This is a genomic window from Bacillus sp. S2(2024) (assembly GCF_050474045.1).
In the GTDB taxonomy this organism is placed as follows: Bacteria; Bacillota; Bacilli; order Bacillales; family Bacillaceae_G; genus Bacillus_A; species Bacillus_A yunxiaonensis.
On record NZ_JBFLUS010000003.1, the window covers coordinates 3,324,466 to 3,344,501 of the forward strand.

The following is a 20,036-nucleotide window of genomic DNA, read 5'->3' on the forward strand; positions in this document are numbered from 1 at the left end:
GGAGGGGATGAAACATTGAACATAGGAATAATAGGAACAGGGAATATGGGGAATATACTCATTGATGCATGTATCGAAGCCCGGGCTGTCAAACCTTCGTGTCTTACTATCATTAATCGTACTTTCGCAAAAGCATATCATATAAAAGAGAAGTATCCTTCTATTCATATAGCAAAAACAATTCAAGAAGTAATTGAACGCTCTGAGCTGATTTTTATTTGCGTAAAACCATTAGATATATATCCTATTTTGACAAATCATGCTCCTATTCTTACAAATGACAAATGCCTAGTTTCGATTACAAGCCCCATATCTACCGTACAATTAGAAACAATCGTATCCTGCCATGTTGCTCGTATTATCCCGAGTATTACAAATCGCGCATTAGCTGGTGTCTCCCTATGTACATTCGGAAAAAACTGCTCAGAAGAATGGCAAACGCATGTACTAAACTTGTTTCAAAAAATATCTAAACCTATTACTATTGAAGAAAATATTACAAGAGTGGCATCCGATATCGTAAGCTGCGGCCCTGCATTTTTCAGCTATTTGTTACAGCGCTTTATTGATGCTTCTGTAGAAGAAACAAACATTACACGTGAAGAAGCTACTATTTTAACGAGCGAAATGATTATCGGGATGGGAAAACTGTTAGAAAAACAAATTTTCACCTTGCCGACTTTGCAGGAGAAAGTGTGTGTAAAAGGTGGTATAACAGGAGAAGGGATTCGCGTTTTAGAAGAACATGTTGGAGATATGTTTAACAAGATGTTAAAACGAACACATGAGAAGTATGAAGAGGATGTTGAGCATGTGGAACAACAATTTAAAAAGCATTAATATATCTCTTACGACAAAAACTACTATATTCCTTCATAAATACTTTATTTTTTTGCTGTCTACCTTTATCACGCTATTCGCGGGCAGTAAGCCCCTCACTGATGGAAGTTTCACTTTATAAGTAAAAAAGCAACCATTCATACGGTTGCTTTTTTACTATGCATTCTTTTTAGCGACAAAGAAGACACGCTCTGTTTGTTCTGTTACTTCAGTTCTTTCGAAGTCTCCCGTTACGCGAAGAACGGTAAAACCAGCTTCTTCAAGCCATTTCGTTAGTACTTCAACAGGATATGTACGCTGCATATGCAACTCATCAAATCGATGATACACATCCTCTTCTTCGTCTCGTACAAAAAATGTTAAATCATGCTCGACACTGTTTGTTTCTTCACCTGGGAAGCAGTTCCAGATGAGAGAAATTTCTTCTTCATTGACTGTATACGTTTCATTTTGAAATACATGATGAATTTTATAAAGAGAGTGAACATCAAATAAAAATAAACCATCTTGATGTAAATGATGATACACACGTCGAAATGTTTCTTGAATGCCGTCTTCTTGCAACACATAATTTAACGAATCACAAAAAATCGTGACGCAGTCAAACTCACCCGGAACATCCAACTCGCGCATATCTTGTTGATAAAAAGGAATAAAATGACCTTCTTCACATAACTTTTGCTGAGCGATTGTTAACATTTCTTCTGATAGGTCTACTCCCGTTACATCATATCCTTTTTTCACAAGAGGCAATGTGACATTGCCCGTTCCGCAAGCCACATCCAGAATTTTCGCATCTGTTTTACCAATTTGCTCTAAGCTTTGTTCCGTAAATTCTACCCATTTTTCATATGGGACATCATTCATTAACTCATCATACAATAATGCAAATTGTTCGTATCTCATTGACCTAACTCTTCTGTGATATCTTCACGTGGTACATCGCCCCAAAGACGTTCTAAGTTATAGTAATCACGCTCATCTTTATGGAATACGTGTACGACAACATCCCCAAGGTCAACTAACACCCAACGCGCTTCTTCAAAACCTTCCATGCGCTTTACATCAATTTGCACTTCATGTGCCTGTTCTTTAATCTCGCGAGCGATTGCTTGCACTTGTTTATCAGAGTTACCATGGCAGATTACAAAATAATCCGCAAGCGGTGAAATCCCTTGCAAATTTAAAACAACAATATCTTCTGCTCTTTTATCGTCAGCTGCTCGTGCTGCCAATACTAATAATTCTCGATCTTTCATTTCGTAAAGTCCTCCTTAATGACTGCATTATACGTTTGGAATGTTAATGGATAGATCGTTTGGTTTTTTTCCATTAAAAATTGTATTGTATGCTTTAAAGCATATAATAACGCTTGATTAATATCTTCTCGTGCCAGCTTTCTCGCTTCTTCAACGCCAGGAAACTTACGGCCAGGTTCAATATAATCCGCCACGTAAATCACTTTATCAAGCATCGTCATTTGTTCATGTCCACTCGTATGATACGTAATAGCTTGTAATATGTCAGTATCTGTAATACCGACTTCTTTTTCTACTAAATATGCCCCAACTGGTGCATGCCATAATTCTTTATTATAATACAACAAGTCTTTTGGTAAATTTTCTCGTTTTATAATTTCTTCCATTTCTGAAATCGGTCTACATTTTGCATAATCATGAAAAATCGCTGCCATCTCGGCCTTTTTCTCGTCAACACCATATTGCTTTGCGAGTTCGATAGCCGTTTCCATAACACCAATTGTATGAATATAACGCTTTTCATGCATTTGTTGTTTCACAATTTCAAGTGCTCGTTTACGATCCATATAGTCCATTCCTCTCAATGTATTCCTGTACTCCTTTAGGAAGCAAATATTTGCATGTCTTCTTCTTTGTAAAACGTTCGCGCAGAAGCGAAGAAGAGACAGCAAATTCCGGAATTTCTACCGTTACAATATCATAAGGCGTAGAAAGTGTATAACCAGGACGAGAAACACCGACAAACGTAACGAGCTTTAACAACTCATCGATGTTATACCATTTTGGTAAGTATTCCACCATATCTCCACCAATAATAAAATAAAATTGAACGTCTGGATGGTCCTTTGTCAATTGTAACATAGTGTCATAAGTGTAAGACGGACCTTCTCGTTCCAGTTCCGCTAAACAAATAGAGAAATGCATGTCTTGCTCAATTGCTAAATGAATCATTTCTAAACGATTACGTACACTTGTGACTTCCTTATCTCGTTTATGAGGGGGGATTTGATTTGGCAGAAACCAAACCTCATCAAGTTGCAATGCATCATACACTTCATTTGCAATTAACAGATGTCCATTATGAGGCGGGTCAAATGTCCCGCCAATAATCCCGATTCTCTTCAAAGAAAACGCCCCTTTACCTTGTCCTTATAGGTGATAGCTCTCATTCATGAAAAAGTGAGATACCTATACGAACTCGATTGGTTCAACTAACTTTTAGAAATCGTTACTTTGTTTTTGGTAACACAATACGTTTATTTTCTTTTGATTCTTTATATAAGACGATTGTGCTTCCGATTACCTGTACAAGCTCTGCTTTTGCACCTTCTGCAAGCTCTTCTGCTACTTCATGACGGTCAAATTCACAGTTTTGCAGTACACTAATTTTCATTAGCTCACGCACTTCTAGCGCTTCTGCAATTTGCTTTACCATATTTTCATTTACTCCACCTTTACCAACCTGAAAAATTGGTGTTAAGTGATGTGCCTCAGCACGTAAAAATCGTTTTTGTTTTCCTGTTAACATGTATTTAGCCTCCAAGCTTTTTCATTACTATTTGTTTCATTCGCTCTATATCCGGTAAGCGTCCTGTCCAAATTTCAAATGCAAGCGCCCCTTGAAATACAAACATATCAATGCCATTTTGCACAATTGCTCCATGCACCTTCGCATCTTGCAGCAACTTCGTTTCAAACGGATTATAAATAATATCAGACACAATGCTTCCTTTTTTCAAATCTCGAATGCATAGTGGTGTATCTTCTACATGCGGGTGCATACCTACTGTCGTTGTATGGATAATAATATCGTACAGTGCTTGTTTGTCTATTGCTTCTTCTATTGAAAGCGCTAAGGACACGACTTCACTTTCACAGTCAGCAATAAGCTGTTCTGCCTTTTCTACTGTTCGATTCGCAATGTCAATCTCTTTCACACCAGCATCTGCAAGTGAATAATAAATCGCACGACACGCTCCGCCAGCGCCGAGCAGTAAAATACGTTTGTTCGTTAATGGCTCTTTACTAATAGATTGCAATGAACGAACATACCCAACTCCATCTGTATTATACCCAATTAGTTTTCCTTCTTTATGAAGCACTGTATTTACCGCACCGATTTTCTCTGCCAACGGATCAATTTCGTCTAAATGCTGCATAATAGAAACTTTATGCGGAGTTGTCACATTAAACCCAACAACCCCAAGTGCCTTTAATCCTTTCACCGCTTCACCTAATTCGCTCTCTTGAACAAGAAAAGCATGATAATGTGCATCGATCTCTAAATGTGTAAATGCATCATTATGCATGAGCGGTGATAAGGAATGTCCAATTGGATTCCCAATTACCCCATATAATTGTTTCACAAGTCCTCACCACTTTATATTAAAGATTTACGTAATGAAACACTAACTCCTTTTGGTACATGCGCTGCAATTTTTGCGCCAGCTTCATTCACTGTTACCCATCCTAAACCCGAAAATACAACATCGGTTTTCGGTTCATGAATTGTAAACTCATATTTTACAAGCTCTGGCATGTTCTCAAGTTCTTCTGGTGTTGGTGGATTTAATAATTCTCCAGCATGCTTTTCATACAATGCATCTGCTTTTTCAAGCTTCGTGCGATGAATTGTAAGACGATTGGATAAATGGCAAGTAAACGAACGACGACCGCCGCTTATATAATCAAATCGTGCTAATCCACCAAAGAATAACGTTTGTTCTTCATTGAGTTGAAATACCATCGGCTTAATTTCTTTTGTTGGAGTAATCATTTTTAAGCTTTGCTTTCCAACATAATGCGCCATTTGATGATGATTAATAATACCTGGTGTATCATATAAAGATGAATTTTCATCTAATGGAATATCGATTAAATCCAACGTTGTCCCCGGGAAATGTGATGTCGTAATCACATTTTCCGTTTCCTCACTAAACTCTTTAATAATACGGTTAATAAACGTTGATTTCCCAACGTTTGTACATCCAACAACATAAACATCTTTTCCATCACGATATTGTTCAATTGCGCTTGCAAGTTCATCAATACCTTGACCTTTTGCTGCACTAATTAAGAAAACATCTTCCGGCTTTAAGCCGAGTTGTTTTGCACTATAGCGCATCCAATGTGTTAGCTTTTCTGGTTTTACAGATTTTGGAATTAAGTCCGCTTTGTTACCGACAAGAAGTACTTTATTATTTCCAACAAAGCGGTGTAAACCAGGCAGCCAGCTTCCATTAAAATCAAAAATATCAACAATCTTAACAACTAATGCATCAGATTGTCCAATTCCATTTAAAATGCGTAAAAAATCATCATCTGTTAACGACACATCTTGAATTTCATTGTAATGCTTTAAGCGAAAACAACGCTGACAAATGATATGTTCTTTCTCTAACGAAGAAGCTGGTGCATAACCAACTTCACTTTTATTTTCTGTTTGAATTGCAACACCGCATCCAATACATTTAAACGTCTCAGTCAAGCTTTATTCCTCCCAATTAATTAAACCTTTTTTCTTCATATTACGCATAATTCTACGCTCAATTTTTCGATTAAAACGAGTCATAAACCCATCCGTTTGTGCAACTGGAACAACTAAAATTGTGTATAGCCCAACACGGTTACCGCCAAGCACATCTGTTAATAATTGATCTCCAATTACAACTACTTCCTCCGCACGCAAATTCATTTTCGTTATCGCTCGTTTAAAAGCACGAACAAGCGGCTTACGTGCACTATGAATAAACGGAATACCAAGTGGATCAGCAAAATCTTTTACACGCTGTTCGTTATTATTCGAAACAACTGTCACTTGAATGCCATGTTCTTTCATTTTTGTAAACCATTCTTCCAATTGCGGTGTCGCATTCGGACGATCCCATTCAATCAAGGTATTATCTAAATCAGTAATAATCCCTTTTATACCTCGGTTTTCCAATTCTTCAGGTTGAATATGATACACGTTTTTTACATATTCATTTGGTAAAAATAAACTCAATCTCTTTCACCTCTTTGAGGAGTTTTGTAAAGTTCAACTTCCATTTTGAAAGTGATTTTCTCTCAAAATGGTTAGTTGAACTTATCGGGCTCTTACAGACAGTTATTCTTCACGAAACTTCCACTACTAATGCCCGCTAGTAGCAGAATAGATCATCTAACGGCTACTGTCCGTTAAACTTGGACGAAATTTTTCGACAGCATTTTTCGATTACGCACCTGTGGATAAACTTGTACACAATTTCCACACTTAAGTTTCAGTTAATTCCGAAATTACCAACAATTATTACACATTTTATCCACGGTAACATGTGGATAACCAACAGATTGTGGCATAAGACAATTTTTGGTACATTAAATGTGACAAATTTACCTTTTTCGCAGGAGGTGGATCGCCTTGACGGCAAAACATATGGAAAAGTTATCTACCGAATTACTCACTGAGTCTTATTATAAAGCAAAAGAATTAAAATTAAATCCCGACTTCATTTTACTTATTAAACAAGAAATCATTAGACGCTCACTAGAGGACAAGCTTTTGAAATCGTCTTGAGTACATATACAGTGAAACTTCTATAAGTGACCTTTTACCCGCTTATGATTAGTTGACCAGATCACCTTAATAAGCCCTGTATATTAAGGTTAGAAATTTACTGCCCATTCAGTGCGGGACAAATACTGCTTCACCTGTAAAAAGAGCCATCTAGAAGACGGCTCTTTTATTATAAAGTGAAACAAGCTATATAAAAGCTGCTTCTTTTATAACCGAGTTGCGACTTTTTCACCAACACGAACCTCTTGTCCACTAGTTAATGATTGAACTACTTCAATCATATCTTTTTCAAATAATAAAACGACTGTAGAGCCAAATGTAAAGTAAGCCATCTCTTCACCTTTTTGAACAACTTCTCTCTCATGCAGCAGTTCAATACTATTAACAAACATTGCACCTACTTTAACAAGAGCCAACCGCTCTCCTTCACTCTCTATTTCAGTTACAGAGCGATAGTTTTTGGATAACGTATCTTTTCCATATTTCATACCTGCTGCATTAACAGGATATGATTTCCTTCCAAGTACAAAACGTTCTGTCACTGTACCTGAGAGCGGGCTATGAATACGGTGATAATGGCTTGGACTTAAATAAATAACCATGTATGTACCACCTGCGTAGCGCGCTGCTCTTTCTTCCGTACCAAGCATATCTACAATAGAATATTGTTTTCCTTTAATCTCAAACATTTTCGCTTGATCAATAGGACCATGATCTGCAAAAACACCATCAACCGGACTCACAATGCTAGATACTTCTGTATCAATCGATCGTTTTCCCTTTTTTAATTTACGCGTAAATAATTCATGAAGCGTTCCGTACTCTTTTAAATCCTTCTCCATCTCATCTTGTCTAATGTGAAATACTTTTGCATAAGACGGAATAATAATCGAGCTTAAACGCGACTGCGCAAATTTACGCAATACATAGGACGTAAAACGACCATTTGTAAGTTCAATCAATAATCGATATAACGTACGTCGCAAACTGCGAAACCCCCTACTATGATATATTCTTTTGTAATAAGACTATTACATGTAGTTTTTCCTATTTTTGTTTCTATATCATAAATTATTAGCACCTTTTAATATTACAGATAGAACCCATCATTTTCAACCGTGAACATAGATTTATCAAAGGAGTTTCATTTTACCGAAAAAGAAAAATGCCTGCTTTTGAATAAAATCAGGCATTTTCCATCTTCAAGATTTCCCCTTCTTCTCTTTCTCTGCACGAACAAATTCATGAAACATTTTCATTAATGCCCTCTTCTCAATACGCGATACATAGCTCCGCGATATACCAAGTGCTTTCGCAATCTCTCGCTGCGTTTTCTCTTTCTCCATACCAAGACCAAATCGGTTTACAATTACTTCTTTTTCCCGTTCATCTAATATGTCGATATACTCTTTAATTTTCTCAAGCTCCATACTCAGTTGAATGGTATCAATCACATCTTCTGATTCTGATTTTAAAATATCTATTAAAGAAATTTCATTCCCTTCCTTATCCTGCCCAATTGGATCATGAAGAGAAACATCTTTTTTCGTTTTCTTTAATACGCGTAAGTGCATTAAAATTTCATTTTCAATACAGCGAGCTGCATACGTTGCCAATTTTGTTCCTTTTCCTTGCGAATAGCTTTCAATCGCCTTAATTAAACCAATCGTACCTATGGAAATTAAGTCTTCCGCATCTTCTCCTGTATTTTCAAATTTCTTCACAATATGTGCCACAAGGCGTAAATTATGTTCGATGAGGAGATTTCTTGCGTGTGCATCTCCTTGCTCCATAAGCTCCAAGTACTTTCTCTCCTCATCAGGCGACAACGGCTGTGGAAATGCATTATTTTTGACATACGATACGAAAATAAAAACCTCACGAATCATATATCCAATTGCGGCGAACAGACTCAACCTCTTCACCCCCGCAAAAATAGTGGTCTTTACTATGTGTATGTGGGCAGGTGATTGTTTGTGTCTGTACAGCTTTATGGACAAAACGAAAAACATTCCTTAATAGTTTGTTTTGTCTATTCACTTTCTAGATGAAATCATTTCAAGCTTTCCACCAAATCGCTTTTCCCGTACTCGCATCTATATAGCGAATTTCTCGTCTATCGCTATAATCTCCATTATATTCTGCCGTTGTTTGTCTATAAACAAGTTGATATTGAGGAGGCTCTTGCTCAACGTCTTCAAACCACCTTAATTCTGCACGAAGCGATTGACAATACTGCTCTAACGCTTGTTCTTCACTCACTTTCACTTCCTTGTCATAAGTGAGCAACTTTTGAATAAGACTTTGCGACGTACCACTATATGTTCTTATGTCGCCGGTTTCTCCATCCACAATGACGCGCACCAACTCACCTTCTATCCGAACACCATTTACATATACATAAAAATTAAAGTGTCCTGGATCTTCTTCATCCGGATCATCTTGATTGCTCCAAACGCGAAGATGTTGTTCGTAATTTGGAAATACCTTTCCTAAAAATTGCAGCGCTTTTTCAAAACATTGTTCACGGGTTAATACAGGTTTTCCCTGGTGGTTTCCTCGTTCATAATATCCAAGCAACTCATTTGTTTCTTTATCCATTTTCACAGTAATTGACGTTTCATACTGGAACATATGAAAGTGTTTCTTCCAGTACGCATCGAAAGATTTGTCATATTCTTCAGCACTCTCTTGTTTATCTGGTAACTTTGCCAAAATAATTATCTTCTCTGTTTCTCTCTCTTCTTCGTGTACTTTCTTCATGACGTTTTTATCAATATGAAATAAACGTTCAATATTTGCTTCTAGTTGTGGCTCCTCACTTAAAGCTGGCAATTCTCTTGTTTCAATCACATAATGACTACGATCATGCAAGTCTTCTCCAGTATGTACCTCAATAAAAGCATGTGCAGGAATTGGTTCATATACAAGATAATAGCCTTCTTCTATTTCGCCATCCTCCCATTCAAACAACGAATTCGAAAGTTGTGTAAAGACAGGCTCCATACTCTGCCTTTGCTTCAATTGCCTTGTCACACTTTCTTTCTCTACAATAGAACTCGGCCACATTGGCTTTTCCTTTATGCCCTCGTTTCTAAATTTAATAACATTCCCATCTACATCAACTTCGACTACAAAACCTGTTCGAGGCAACGAATAGCCATTTACTTCCTGCCTATATTCAAACACTATACTCTTTTTTCTTTCATTTATATAAATAATTGTACATTCTTTATATGTATGCGGGGCATGCTGCTGCAAAAATGCATCCGCAATGCTTTTTCCTTGCTCTTCACTTACACTTAGCCGCTTTTGGACGCACTCTTTATGTATGGATAATTCCATTAACTCTCCTGTTTCTTTTCGTAAACAGGCTTGAATGTATTCTTCAGGATTCCCCTGTTTCTCCCACCATAATAAATGAACATCTTCATTTACTTTTTCATCATCAACAACAAGTGTATAATCATGTGGAATTTCAACAATATGAGCTACCTGTTGCACTCTCTTCCTATCTACTTGATTCATCATATTCCCCCTATGGTAAAAAATACGTCTATATCATATCACACAAAATTATCTTTATTTTGTATAAATTGGATTATTCATAATTTATGAAGTTATGGCTGACTCCAAAAAAATCCCCGTACAAAAAATATCGTAATCACTATTAGCACTATACCGGAACCCCACAAAACTATTTTTCCGGGCCAACTAAGGAGAATGTAAATGAAAGAATAAAACCATAAATGACGATACAAAAAGGAATTTCATCACCCATTTCTCTCCTTGATTTTCTTCATTAGCAACAAAAAACGACTAGAATTTCTAGTCGTTTACTTCGTTTCACGATGCAATGTTACTCGCTTTAATCGCGGACAATATTTTTTTAGTTCAATACGCTCTGGATTGTTTCGTTTATTTTTCTTTGTAATATAATTGCGATCACCGCACTCTGTACAAGCTAACGTAATATTTACACGCATAAGTTTATACCTCCTAGTAAATTAATTTCGCGAACACAAAACGTAATTGTTACGATTTATATCATAAACTTTGCCATTCACTTTGTCAATTTCATCATAAAAATTTCTTAATTTAACGTATTTCCGAAAGAAGTCCCCATCTTTACTTGCTTATAGGATATAGATGGATTTTGTATATATTGTCCATCTATATCTTGTACGTATACCATTTTCCCCGTAAATCCTGTCACAAATCCTACTTGTCCAAATACCTTTACTTTATCACCTAAATAGATTCCATCTATATGTTTTGTAAGCGGTATGAAAAAGACAAAAAACTGAAACAATTTGTTCATACGGAATTCACATCAATCAATTAGTATAGAAAATGTACATAGTTATATCATACAATAAACACTATGTGGGGAAGGAGGAACATGTAATGAAAACACGCTATCGCTTTATGATTTCATCTGTGGCGGCGTTTGCTTATATGATTTGGTATTTAGTTTAAGCAGCCTTACTTTCCAAATAAGAAAAAGGTGTGTATATAATGGAATTTAACCAAACAACAGTTGATTATTGGAAAGCATTTGTATTACCTTATACATTTGCTCTTGAAGAACTGAAAACAAAATTTGAAATTATGAACCGGGAAGCTCAGTTTCTAGAAGACTACAACCCGTTTGAACATATAAAAACACGATTAAAACAACCAAAAAGTATTATTAAAAAGTTAGAACGAAAAAACATAGCTCCAACTGTCGAAAATGCCCAACAACATTTATTCGATATTATCGGTATTCGAATTACATGTTGTTTCGTGGAAGATATTTACTATTTGAAAAATTTGATAGAAAAACGAACAGATATGGAAATCATAGAAGTTAAAGATTATATTGCAACGCCAAAACCAAATGGCTATAAAAGTCTCCATATGATTATTAAGTATCCATTAGTATTAAATGCAGGAACACAAAACGTTTTTGCAGAGATTCAATTACGTACGTTAGCAATGGATTTCTGGGCAAGTTTAGAACATAAAATGTATTATAAATATGAAGGAAATATCCCTGAATATTTAAAGCAGGAATTACATGATGCTGCTATGAAAGCTGAAGAACTTGACAATAAGATGGCCTCCATCCGTCAAGATATTGATGAAATTGAATCATGTTCAGAGCGCATTCTATTACCTGTGTAAAAGAAGTTCTCTATGCAAGAGAACTTCTTTTTTATCCCGCCCCACTGATGGAAGTTTCACTTTATCCTTTTTCAATGACACGTACTTCTTCTATCTTCCATACACCATCTTCTTTTCCTGCGGTGTAACGAACTTTCTTTTCAGCAGATTCTTCTTTCTCTTTCGTTTCTATCACAGCATACTCTCCTTCAAAATTTCTTACACTAAAATCCAATAGTTCAATTTTTTTATTCTTATTTTTAAATTCTGCTTCTTTTTGTGCTTTTGTATCTTCTAGTCCTAATGACTTCGTTGAAAAAAGTGCCATATGCCCCTCAAAGTTTTTCTCATTTATTGTTTGAATATAGGAATCTATTAACTTTCTAATCGCTTGCTCTTCTTCCTTTTGTATAGGCTTATTTCCCCCTTCTTTACGAATTGTTTCTTCCTTTTCCGTTGTGTCTTTTTGCACTTTTTCTTGTGAGCTACATCCACATAATTGAAAACTTATTATTCCTAAAATCCCTAATCTCTTTAAAAATCGTTTCATATATCTATCCTCCAAAATTAAAAAGAAAAAAGCAAGGCAAAGAAGCCCCGCTTTTTCTTCATATTAGCGTCTACCTTTATTTGGATCGCCGCCCCCAATAATATCAAACACTTGTTTTGCTAAGTTTGTATTTTCTTGAACGCCAGCAAATAAGTATTTTCCTGGTCCAAATGCATATACACCAACATCTTCACCAGTATGACCACCAGTTGTCCAACCTGTGTAAGAGCGTGTATTAAAGATCGCTTCAATTGCATTATCAATCGTTGTTACATCTTTTGACGTTGCAGCATCATTCACAGGTTTAATTTCTTCAGGTGTTAATTGTAAATCAATATACTTTTTCAATGTTTCTTCAACGTTTGCACCTTTAGCGATTTCAGCTGCCATAAAGTCAGGTGTACGTTTTGCTGCTTTAATTGGACTCACATCAAAATTATATACTCCGTTTGCTCCAAGAGACAGACCACCAGTAGAATGATCAGCCGTTGCCACTACTAACGTGTGCTTATCCTTTTTCGCAAATTCAATTGCCGCTTTAAACGCTCTTTCAAAGTCTTCCATTTCACTCATCGCTGCAACAACGTCATTATCATGACCAGCCCAGTCAATTTGGCTGCCTTCTACCATTAAGAAGAAACCATTTTTGTTTTTATTTAAGCGATTAATCGCTGCATTTGTCATGTCTTCTAAAGAAGGTGTGCTGTCATTGCGGTCGATCATTTTATCAAGACCACCTGGCGCAAATAATCCAAGAATTTGGTCATTTTTATCATTTAATAATTGCTGACGATCCGTTACAAGACTATAACCATCTTTTTTAAATTCTTCTGTAAGTTTGCGATCTTTTCGATCAAAGTTCTTTAATCCTCCCCCAAGGAGAACGTCAACTTTATGTTTCCTATTAATTTTCTCGTTAAAATAGTCATCAGCAATTTGATCCATATTTTTCCGATCAATGTTATGTGCTCCAAACGCAGCTGGCGTTGCATGTGTAATCTCCGAAGTTGCAACTAAACCTGTAGATTTTCCGCGTTCTTTTGCTTGCTCTAATACTGTTGTTACCTTTGATTTATCATTGTCTACTGCTATGGCTGCATTATATGTTTTAACCCCTGCTGACATTGCAGTTGCTGCAGAAGCTGAGTCTGTAATATTTTGATGCTCATCTTCTGGATATGTAACCTGTGTTCCTACGAGATGCTTATCAAATTCAGTTTGCTCCATTTCAAATGTTTTTGGGTTATCCTTCATATAACGATGCGCTGTCATATAAGAAGGGCCCATACCATCTCCGATTAAGACAATCACATTTTTAATCTTTGCATTGTCTTCTTTTTCATCTGCTTTAATAACATCTGAACGCGTAACATTCCACGTTACAATTGAAGTAAGTGCTAACGACGAAACAACCGCAAACGGCCAAGCTTTCTTCATAAATCTTTTCATCTTATAAGTCCCCCTAAATTCTTAATTCTATCCCTACTACCAAATGTACTAGAAAACTGTTAAGAGAGAATTGGAAATATGTAAATTTTTTGTTAATTTAAGGTAATATTGTTGCAAGCTGTATTTCTTTGTCGTTTTACTTATCGACGTATATGATCCTTCTAAATTCAGCATGTTTGTAAACCCTCTCTCTTTCCTTAACGCACAATAAGACGTAATATTTTGATTTTCCATGATAAAATGTATCTACTAAAGAAACACGAGGAGTGTAATATATGCAAATAAAAACACTAAGTACCTCTGATATCTCACAACTTCTATCTCTTTGCGATGCAGTAGGTTGGTTACATAACGTTTCATCTATGAAAGAACAATTTGAAACCTTCTTTTCTATCGGTACCTTGTTTGGCCATGATAACGAAGGTAAGCTTATCTCTTGTATCGCTGTTTTTCCATATAAAACAGGATTTACTTCTATTGGTATGCTTATTGTTCATCCAGATTTTCAACGAAGAGGATTAGCACGCTCTTTGCTATACGTTAGTATAAAAAACGCTTCGCAATTGCAACCTTTTACTCTCATTGCAACAGATGCTGGTACGCCGTTATATCATACATATGGGTTTAACACAATTACTTCTATTCATCGACTAGAACGAAATCGCACAGCTACAAAAAACAACTCCTTTTCTACTAGTCAAATCACAAGTCAGGATCTTAATACACTCATTCAACTCGATTACATAGCAAGCGGCGCTTATCGTCCCGATCTGTATTCAATACTTTTAAATAGAGCATATCTTGCATTAAAAATAGAAAAAAACGATAGACTAGAGGCTTTTGCGCTATGTATACGAAAAGGAGATATCTTATGTGTTACTCCCCTTATCGCTAACAATGAAGAGAATGCCATGCATTTACTACTATCCATATGTAATCAATGGGATGGAGTTGTTCGTATCGACATTCCTTATTCACAAACAACCTTTAGAAATAAACTACAATCGTATGGATTTCAAGTAACACTCGTTTCTCCGCTCATGATAAAAAACGGAAAACACCTTCCTGGTAAACGTGATTCTATCTTTGCTATGATGGACGCAGCACTCTGTTAGAAAGGAGAAACCATTTTGAAGCGCTGGAAACTTTATATTATTAGTTGCTTTGCTCTGACAACACTAACAAGCTGCAGCACAATTGAGAAGCAAACAAAAAAAGCAACACAAGTAAAAGAAACAGTTACAACAAAACTGAAGACAGATGAAAAAATGATTGAAATTGATGGACAAACCATTTACTTCAAACAAATTGGTAAAAATAAACCACCTTTACTTATGCTTCATGGCTTTGGAGGTTCATCAAATGGCTTTAGCGATATTTATCCCGATTTAGCAAAAAACCATACCATTATCGCTGTCGACATTTTAGGTTTCGGTCATTCTTCTAAACCGATGGGTTTTCACTATTCATTTCCAAATCAAGCAAACTTATATTATAAATTAATGAAAAAATTAGGATATGATACATTCGCCATACTAGGACACTCAATGGGCGGAGAAATTTCTTTAAACTTAACATACTTATATCCGAATGCAGTAAGCCACCTTATTTTAGCGGATGCAACAGGGGCTGAATCTTTGCAACAAGGGAAAGGATCTCCAAAACCAAATTTATCAACTGATTTGAGTACTGTCTCTACTCCGAAAGAATATCGTAAGAATGAAGTAAAGTATACACGTGAAGATACGGAGCATTATACAGAATTAAGTAAAATGAGGCCGCGCCGTTTACGCATCAATGCTGATGAAATCAAAGTGCCAACATTAATTATTTGGGGAAGAAATGATAAAAGCGTTTCTTGGAAAAATGGTGAAACGTATCATCAATTCTTAAAAAATAGTACATTTCATATTATCGAGGAAGGCGAACATGCACCGTTTCGTCAACAACCGAAAGAGTTTATGCAGTATGTTGATGAGTTTTTCAAGAAGTATCCTACTAAGTCATAATTTTTTACAAAAAATTCCTAATCAAAGGGAAATTATAATACAATCAGGGAAAAAGGAGGAGATATATTGCTCAGACCTGATAAAAATAATTCATATAAAAATGGATTGTATTTAAGCATTTATAACTTATGCTATATGCTTGGATCAGGCGCTCTATTAATTGGACTTGGTTGGATATTTAGCTCCATTGAAGTAAAAAGTAGTTTTACTCTTCTATTTGGTCCGATTATGATACTCTTCTTACTTTTGTCAGGGATTAGTTACTTTATATTATGGATTCAATTATTAAAGAAGTATCGCCAATATGTTACACACAAACCGAGTTGGAATATGTTTATTATCGGTGTAATTGGCGTGATTCCCAATCTTATTTTTTCCGGCTATTTTATGAACCTCCAAAATGATGAATCTTGTTTCGGTGCAGCCCTTTTAGGAATCCCGATTTTCTTTCTATCAGCAATTACGATGCTCATGCTTAGTTTATTTATAGCAAAATCACCTCAAATTCGTTAAAAGGGGTATCTCATGATGAGATACCCCTTTTATCCCGCTATTCGCGAGCAGTAAGCCCCCCACTGATGGAAGTTTCACTCTATACGCTAAGCGGCTTGTTTTTTATAATTAAGTGATTTTTTATTGGAAATTTTTGATAAGATAAGTCCATCTACACCAAATTTGCCAGCATTATAACCTGAAACTAAAATCAACATAGACAAGATTACTAATTGTGGATTCACGCCAGTTGAACCACTAAACATATAGGAAAAGTTCATTACAAGACCAAAAAATACAGCTGTTTTCGTTAAACACCCAACAATTAACCCTATTCCAACTAAAATTTCTCCCCATGTAACTAAAAAATTAAATAGCTCTACATTTGGAATTGCTACTTCTTTTAAAAAGGATGCCCACCATGATTGCACTGTTGGGTGAGATCCTGATGCTTGTTCAATTGCTCCTTTTAAAAAACCTGTTGCGTCAAATCCGCCACCTGTTAGTTTTTTCACCCCTGCCATAAGCCACGTATATCCAATATAAATACGCACCGCTGCTAGTAAAAAGGAAACTGCTTTGTTCTCTCTTAAAAACTGAATAACCATACATTCCTCCTGATTTTTGTAATTAAATAAATCACATGAATACATCAAGCATTCGTAACTGGTTTTCGTTTCATTCATTATGAATGCTTTTTATCACTTTGCACAAAATACTTCAAACGTACGTTATATAACCACTTTTATTTGCAAATAAAAACTTGAACATATAATAACACAAATGATAATGATTTTCATTACTATTTGTAAAAAATTTATTTTCTCAATGTTAAAAGCATATTTTTATCTTTTTAGATAAGTAGACCCCTACTTATCATTAGTATAGCCGACCAGGTTCTTATAGACATTTCTCCCCCCACCTGTCTTTTTTGGTCCCTCTCTATTTTCAGGTGAAGGTCTGCTCATTAGAATAAGAATATCCCTATATAAAACACAGTTATTCCCTCTTACTCATGCAATATTTATTTCTACTATAATTGAATTTCATACATTCCTGTTTCCTCTAAAAAGTCTTCCCTCGTTAGTACTCGTTTCATTACATATTGCCTATATGCTGTAATCGTTCCATCATGAGAAACGATCATTACGCGTGAAACTTGTAACGGTTTACACCATTCTATGAAACTATAGGCAGCTGTGCAAAATTCAGGCTCTGAAATCGTATTGATCCCATTACTCCATAACTCTTCATTGTGTTTTTCTGCTAATAAAAATTGGGGGAATAACTGCTGAATGTTCTTTTGATCTAACATTTTGTCACAAGGCAACGTTCTTGCTCCTTCTCGATATGGAAAAATGCGAGGTGAAATATACGGATGAACCACTTTCATACAAGCAACTTGCCCGCTCCATAACGCAGCTGTCTGTATTGTTCGTACCGTTGGACTTGCAATCAATACATCGCTCTCACGTAGAGGTAAGTTTTCTTGCAGTAATAATGCCTGTTCTCTTCCCTTATTTGTGAGATATGGATGATTCGTCCGTAAACTATCCGGCAGATTTGTTGTATGCTCTCCTTCTCCATGTCTGACAAAAATAAGCTTCATATTAGAATTCCTTTCTTTTCTCTCTTTTTTTTCGCATTAACGTGCAGTTGTTCATATTAAATAAAGGTCAATCTAACAGCATCTAGACATTTAATGTTGAAAATCCTTTAGCATTTAAGTAATCTTCAACTTTCTTCATTCTATGTCCATTATGTATGACGAATAATTCATATCGCCTCTTTAACCAATTAAATGATTTATCCCGAATATACGAATCATCTCCTCCTTGTATTAAGGGAATCATTTTTGTAAATGAGTCAAAACTTAACAACGCTTCAAAACAATCAAGATGTTCAATTTCTTTTTTAGTAACATGCTGATATGCAGCTAGCATATGCTTTTTGAGATGAACTCCAAACCACGAATAACCTAATATAAGTGCGTTTGCGATATCATAACGATAATCAGCTATTCTAGCTTTTTCCCAATCTAAGACGAATAATCTATCTTCATTTGTTAATATGACGTTCCAAAAATGATAATCACCATGATTAAGCGATTCATTAAATTCAACAGCTTTAAATCTCTCTGAGATAGACTCGAGAATATGCAAATATTCGGGCTCTTCGAACTCTATTATTCTATTCTTTAGATTGTTGATGTACGACTTATAATACTCCTCTTTTCCTAAATGCTTATCGCTAAAATACATCTCAATAGTTTTCATATCAATTGAGTGGATATGTGCAAGTGTCTCACCAAATTTTTCAAAAGCCCATATCATTTTTTCTGGTTTCGTTAAGTAAAGCTTATCGAGTGTCACTCCCTCTATTTTTTCCATAAGTATGATTCTCTTCTCTTCATCCACAAAATATACTTTTGGAATATCAATGTACTTTCTAATAGACTCATTTCTCAATAGCGCTGTTTCTTTTGTAAATTTCGTATTTTTAGGTCCTTCTTTGTGATCTCCTGAAAAATCCTTCAAGACAACACCCTTAGAGAATGTTTCTTCACTTTTAAGCAATGTAAGATGAAACATAGCTATATTGTTATTAAAACCATCTTTGTTCATTTTCAAATTATGCATTTCAATATCTGTGTCTATCCCATTATATTTTTGAATTAGTTGTTTCACATGATTGTAAATATCTACACTATCCATCGTTTCCTCCTCTACAATAACGACAATAAACAAACCCTCAATCATAGAAGCTTCTCTTCTTTACAAAAAAATCCTCTCTTTATGTAAAAGAGAGGATCCACATATATTTAAATTTAAGGGGGAAACAAAGTAATATGACCCTTTCCTTACAGGAGTTCAGCATCTACATAACGAATATCATATGTTATACAAAAATAGAAATAGGTGATTATGATGGTTCGTGAAATTACTGAAGCAGATGCAGCTCCGTTTTTAAAGCTATGTCAAACAATTGATCAAGAAACAGATTTTATGTTGTTTGAGCCTAATGAGCGAGACTTTACAATAGAGAAACAAAAATCTATGATTCAAGCACTTCTCTCTCCTCATAATTCAACACTTTTAGTAGCGGAGAAAGATGAGCAACTTGTTGGTTACATAATAGCTCGCGGCGGAGCAGTAAAACGAAAGCAACACGCTGCATATTTAGCAATTGGGGTGCTCCAGCAATATGCAGGTCAAGGAATCGGCAAACAATTACTTCATGAAATTGAACGATGGGCACGCAAACAACAATTACTGCGTCTAGAATTAACAGTCATGTCTCATAATGAAAGAGCCATTGCGTTATATAAAAAGATAGGTTTTGTTATCGAAGGTGAAGCAGTGCATGGTGTGATTGTTAATGGACAACCAAGAAACGAATATTATATGGCAAAAATCTTATAAAAGATTTTGGGGATCCTAAATGAATTCTTTTTTTATCGATATATTTAAAGTGCAGCCAAGTCAATTGTTTCTAAGCAATGACAAAATGATGAGATTACAACAATCTTTTTTACCATCTGCATTTGCTTTACACGCGCCATTACCCGTAAAAAAATTAGACGATAAAATATTTTTACAGATGGTCATACGCGTGCATATTTATATTGGCAAGCAAATATAAAAGAGATTTCCGTCTATTGGGATGATGATCCATTACATTATGACTTATATAAATTATGTGTAGATTGGTGTCTATCAGAAAAGATTTTTCAT

At 35.6% G+C, this 20,036-nt stretch carries 25 protein-coding genes; 7 read left to right on the plus strand and 18 right to left on the minus strand.

Going from position 1 to position 20,036, the window contains the following annotated elements; genetic code table 11:
- The first annotated feature begins 15 nt into the window (after window positions 1-15).
- A complete protein-coding gene (comER, locus tag AB1284_RS16865) occupies window positions 16-840 on the plus strand; it encodes a late competence protein ComER (protein ID WP_429753813.1) in 825 nt (274 codons plus the stop codon).
- Window positions 841-996: 156 nt separating this feature from the next.
- On the opposite strand, the gene AB1284_RS16870 is transcribed toward comER, so the two are convergent.
- From AB1284_RS16870 to AB1284_RS16905, 8 genes are all read right to left on the minus strand, one after another.
- Window positions 997-1,746: a class I SAM-dependent DNA methyltransferase gene (locus AB1284_RS16870; protein WP_429753812.1), complete on the minus strand. Its 750-nt coding sequence runs from the start codon at window positions 1,744-1,746 to the stop codon at window positions 997-999.
- On the minus strand, window positions 1,743-2,099 hold the full coding sequence (rsfS, locus tag AB1284_RS16875; protein WP_429753811.1) for a ribosome silencing factor: 357 nt from the start codon (window positions 2,097-2,099) through the stop codon (window positions 1,743-1,745). Before rsfS ends, AB1284_RS16870 begins: the two co-directional genes overlap by 4 nt.
- Window positions 2,096-2,665, minus strand: coding sequence for a bis(5'-nucleosyl)-tetraphosphatase (symmetrical) YqeK (yqeK, locus tag AB1284_RS16880; protein ID WP_429753810.1), 570 nt, complete (start codon window positions 2,663-2,665; stop codon window positions 2,096-2,098). The genes rsfS and yqeK overlap by 4 nt, the downstream gene beginning before the upstream one ends.
- Window positions 2,655-3,224, minus strand: coding sequence for a nicotinate-nucleotide adenylyltransferase (locus AB1284_RS16885; RefSeq protein WP_429753809.1), 570 nt, complete (start codon window positions 3,222-3,224; stop codon window positions 2,655-2,657). The genes yqeK and AB1284_RS16885 overlap by 11 nt, the downstream gene beginning before the upstream one ends.
- A 103-nt stretch (window positions 3,225-3,327) precedes the next feature.
- Window positions 3,328-3,627 carry a ribosome assembly RNA-binding protein YhbY gene (gene yhbY / locus AB1284_RS16890; protein ID WP_429753808.1) on the minus strand — a complete coding sequence of 100 codons (300 nt, stop codon included), beginning with the start codon at window positions 3,625-3,627 and terminating at the stop codon, window positions 3,328-3,330.
- 4 nt (window positions 3,628-3,631) lie between these two features.
- Window positions 3,632-4,465 (minus strand): shikimate dehydrogenase, encoded by an 834-nt coding sequence (aroE, locus tag AB1284_RS16895; RefSeq protein ID WP_429753807.1) that lies wholly within the window; start codon window positions 4,463-4,465, stop codon window positions 3,632-3,634.
- Between the two features lie 14 nt (window positions 4,466-4,479).
- On the minus strand, window positions 4,480-5,586 hold the full coding sequence (gene yqeH, locus AB1284_RS16900) for a ribosome biogenesis GTPase YqeH (RefSeq protein WP_429753806.1): 1,107 nt from the start codon (window positions 5,584-5,586) through the stop codon (window positions 4,480-4,482).
- A 3-nt stretch (window positions 5,587-5,589) separates the two neighbouring features.
- Window positions 5,590-6,102, minus strand: coding sequence for a YqeG family HAD IIIA-type phosphatase (locus AB1284_RS16905; protein WP_429753805.1), 513 nt, complete (start codon window positions 6,100-6,102; stop codon window positions 5,590-5,592).
- Between the two features lie 396 nt (window positions 6,103-6,498).
- Between AB1284_RS16905 and AB1284_RS16910 the strand changes: the two genes are divergently transcribed.
- Entirely contained in the window at window positions 6,499-6,654 is a 156-nt protein-coding gene (locus AB1284_RS16910) for a sporulation histidine kinase inhibitor Sda (protein WP_141524996.1), read from the plus strand.
- Between the two features lie 206 nt (window positions 6,655-6,860).
- Here AB1284_RS16910 and AB1284_RS16915 read toward each other — a convergent pair whose 3' ends face one another.
- The 5 genes from AB1284_RS16915 to AB1284_RS16935 all read right to left on the minus strand — a co-directional run bounded on the left by AB1284_RS16915 (window position 6,861) and on the right by AB1284_RS16935 (window position 10,975).
- Complete coding sequence (locus AB1284_RS16915; protein WP_336481729.1) at window positions 6,861-7,640, minus strand: phosphatidylserine decarboxylase; 780 nt, start codon at window positions 7,638-7,640, stop codon at window positions 6,861-6,863.
- Window positions 7,641-7,856: 216 nt separating this feature from the next.
- Window positions 7,857-8,570, minus strand: a complete 714-nt coding sequence (sigK, locus tag AB1284_RS16920) for an RNA polymerase sporulation sigma factor SigK (protein WP_230574839.1) — start codon at window positions 8,568-8,570, stop codon at window positions 7,857-7,859.
- 142 nt (window positions 8,571-8,712) lie between these two features.
- On the minus strand, window positions 8,713-10,182 hold the full coding sequence (locus tag AB1284_RS16925; protein WP_429753804.1) for a YcdB/YcdC domain-containing protein: 1,470 nt from the start codon (window positions 10,180-10,182) through the stop codon (window positions 8,713-8,715).
- Between the two features lie 308 nt (window positions 10,183-10,490).
- On the minus strand, window positions 10,491-10,640 hold the full coding sequence (gene rpmG, locus AB1284_RS16930; protein WP_001265619.1) for a 50S ribosomal protein L33: 150 nt from the start codon (window positions 10,638-10,640) through the stop codon (window positions 10,491-10,493).
- Between the two features lie 107 nt (window positions 10,641-10,747).
- On the minus strand, window positions 10,748-10,975 hold the full coding sequence (locus AB1284_RS16935; protein ID WP_429753803.1) for a hypothetical protein: 228 nt from the start codon (window positions 10,973-10,975) through the stop codon (window positions 10,748-10,750).
- A 197-nt stretch (window positions 10,976-11,172) separates the two neighbouring features.
- Between AB1284_RS16935 and AB1284_RS16940 the strand changes: the two genes are divergently transcribed.
- Window positions 11,173-11,823 (plus strand): GTP pyrophosphokinase, encoded by a 651-nt coding sequence (locus AB1284_RS16940; RefSeq protein WP_429753802.1) that lies wholly within the window; start codon window positions 11,173-11,175, stop codon window positions 11,821-11,823.
- 61 nt (window positions 11,824-11,884) lie between these two features.
- Here AB1284_RS16940 and AB1284_RS16945 read toward each other — a convergent pair whose 3' ends face one another.
- Together AB1284_RS16945 and AB1284_RS16950 are read right to left on the minus strand one after the other, a co-directional pair.
- On the minus strand, window positions 11,885-12,352 hold the full coding sequence (locus AB1284_RS16945) for a hypothetical protein (protein WP_429753801.1): 468 nt from the start codon (window positions 12,350-12,352) through the stop codon (window positions 11,885-11,887).
- A gap of 63 nt (window positions 12,353-12,415) precedes the next feature.
- Window positions 12,416-13,801 carry an alkaline phosphatase gene (locus AB1284_RS16950; RefSeq protein WP_429753800.1) on the minus strand — a complete coding sequence of 462 codons (1,386 nt, stop codon included), beginning with the start codon at window positions 13,799-13,801 and terminating at the stop codon, window positions 12,416-12,418.
- 275 nt (window positions 13,802-14,076) lie between these two features.
- Between AB1284_RS16950 and AB1284_RS16955 the strand changes: the two genes are divergently transcribed.
- The 3 genes from AB1284_RS16955 to AB1284_RS16965 all read left to right on the plus strand — a co-directional run bounded on the left by AB1284_RS16955 (window position 14,077) and on the right by AB1284_RS16965 (window position 16,323).
- Window positions 14,077-14,916, plus strand: a complete 840-nt coding sequence (locus tag AB1284_RS16955) for a GNAT family N-acetyltransferase (protein WP_429753799.1) — start codon at window positions 14,077-14,079, stop codon at window positions 14,914-14,916.
- Between the two features lie 15 nt (window positions 14,917-14,931).
- Window positions 14,932-15,810 (plus strand): alpha/beta fold hydrolase, encoded by an 879-nt coding sequence (locus AB1284_RS16960; protein ID WP_429753798.1) that lies wholly within the window; start codon window positions 14,932-14,934, stop codon window positions 15,808-15,810.
- Window positions 15,811-15,876: 66 nt separating this feature from the next.
- Window positions 15,877-16,323, plus strand: a complete 447-nt coding sequence (locus tag AB1284_RS16965; RefSeq protein WP_429753797.1) for a hypothetical protein — start codon at window positions 15,877-15,879, stop codon at window positions 16,321-16,323.
- A gap of 86 nt (window positions 16,324-16,409) precedes the next feature.
- On the opposite strand, the gene AB1284_RS16970 is transcribed toward AB1284_RS16965, so the two are convergent.
- The 3 genes from AB1284_RS16970 to AB1284_RS16980 form a co-directional block, all read right to left on the minus strand.
- The gene (locus tag AB1284_RS16970) at window positions 16,410-16,910 is read right to left on the minus strand and encodes a DoxX family protein (RefSeq protein WP_429753796.1); all 501 of its coding nucleotides are present in this window, start codon (window positions 16,908-16,910) and stop codon (window positions 16,410-16,412) included.
- A gap of 425 nt (window positions 16,911-17,335) precedes the next feature.
- Window positions 17,336-17,911: a histidine phosphatase family protein gene (locus AB1284_RS16975; RefSeq protein ID WP_429753795.1), complete on the minus strand. Its 576-nt coding sequence runs from the start codon at window positions 17,909-17,911 to the stop codon at window positions 17,336-17,338.
- An 82-nt stretch (window positions 17,912-17,993) separates the two neighbouring features.
- A complete protein-coding gene (locus tag AB1284_RS16980) occupies window positions 17,994-19,061 on the minus strand; it encodes an aminoglycoside phosphotransferase family protein (RefSeq protein WP_429753794.1) in 1,068 nt (355 codons plus the stop codon).
- A 168-nt stretch (window positions 19,062-19,229) separates the two neighbouring features.
- Between AB1284_RS16980 and AB1284_RS16985 the strand changes: the two genes are divergently transcribed.
- Window positions 19,230-19,724, plus strand: a complete 495-nt coding sequence (locus AB1284_RS16985; protein ID WP_429753793.1) for an N-acetyltransferase family protein — start codon at window positions 19,230-19,232, stop codon at window positions 19,722-19,724.
- The last annotated feature ends 312 nt before the right edge of the window (window positions 19,725-20,036 follow it).

Coding starts and splice junctions, on each gene's coding strand:
- AB1284_RS16950 (WP_429753800.1), bottom strand. CDS start 13,801: ATGAAAAGATTTATGAAGAAAGCTTGGCCGTTTGCGGTTGTTTCGTCG.
- AB1284_RS16935 (WP_429753803.1), bottom strand. CDS start 10,975: ATGAACAAATTGTTTCAGTTTTTTGTCTTTTTCATACCGCTTACAAAA.
- AB1284_RS16975 (WP_429753795.1), bottom strand. CDS start 17,911: ATGAAGCTTATTTTTGTCAGACATGGAGAAGGAGAGCATACAACAAAT.
- AB1284_RS16955 (WP_429753799.1), top strand. CDS start 14,077: ATGCAAATAAAAACACTAAGTACCTCTGATATCTCACAACTTCTATCT.
- yhbY (WP_429753808.1), bottom strand. CDS start 3,627: ATGTTAACAGGAAAACAAAAACGATTTTTACGTGCTGAGGCACATCAC.
- AB1284_RS16945 (WP_429753801.1), bottom strand. CDS start 12,352: ATGAAACGATTTTTAAAGAGATTAGGGATTTTAGGAATAATAAGTTTT.
- rsfS (WP_429753811.1), bottom strand. CDS start 2,099: ATGAAAGATCGAGAATTATTAGTATTGGCAGCACGAGCAGCTGACGAT.
- AB1284_RS16985 (WP_429753793.1), top strand. CDS start 19,230: ATGGTTCGTGAAATTACTGAAGCAGATGCAGCTCCGTTTTTAAAGCTA.
- AB1284_RS16870 (WP_429753812.1), bottom strand. CDS start 1,746: ATGAGATACGAACAATTTGCATTATTGTATGATGAGTTAATGAATGAT.
- AB1284_RS16940 (WP_429753802.1), top strand. CDS start 11,173: ATGGAATTTAACCAAACAACAGTTGATTATTGGAAAGCATTTGTATTA.
- yqeK (WP_429753810.1), bottom strand. CDS start 2,665: ATGGATCGTAAACGAGCACTTGAAATTGTGAAACAACAAATGCATGAA.
- AB1284_RS16980 (WP_429753794.1), bottom strand. CDS start 19,061: ATGATTGAGGGTTTGTTTATTGTCGTTATTGTAGAGGAGGAAACGATG.
- AB1284_RS16925 (WP_429753804.1), bottom strand. CDS start 10,182: ATGAATCAAGTAGATAGGAAGAGAGTGCAACAGGTAGCTCATATTGTT.
- AB1284_RS16970 (WP_429753796.1), bottom strand. CDS start 16,910: ATGGTTATTCAGTTTTTAAGAGAGAACAAAGCAGTTTCCTTTTTACTA.
- rpmG (WP_001265619.1), bottom strand. CDS start 10,640: ATGCGTGTAAATATTACGTTAGCTTGTACAGAGTGCGGTGATCGCAAT.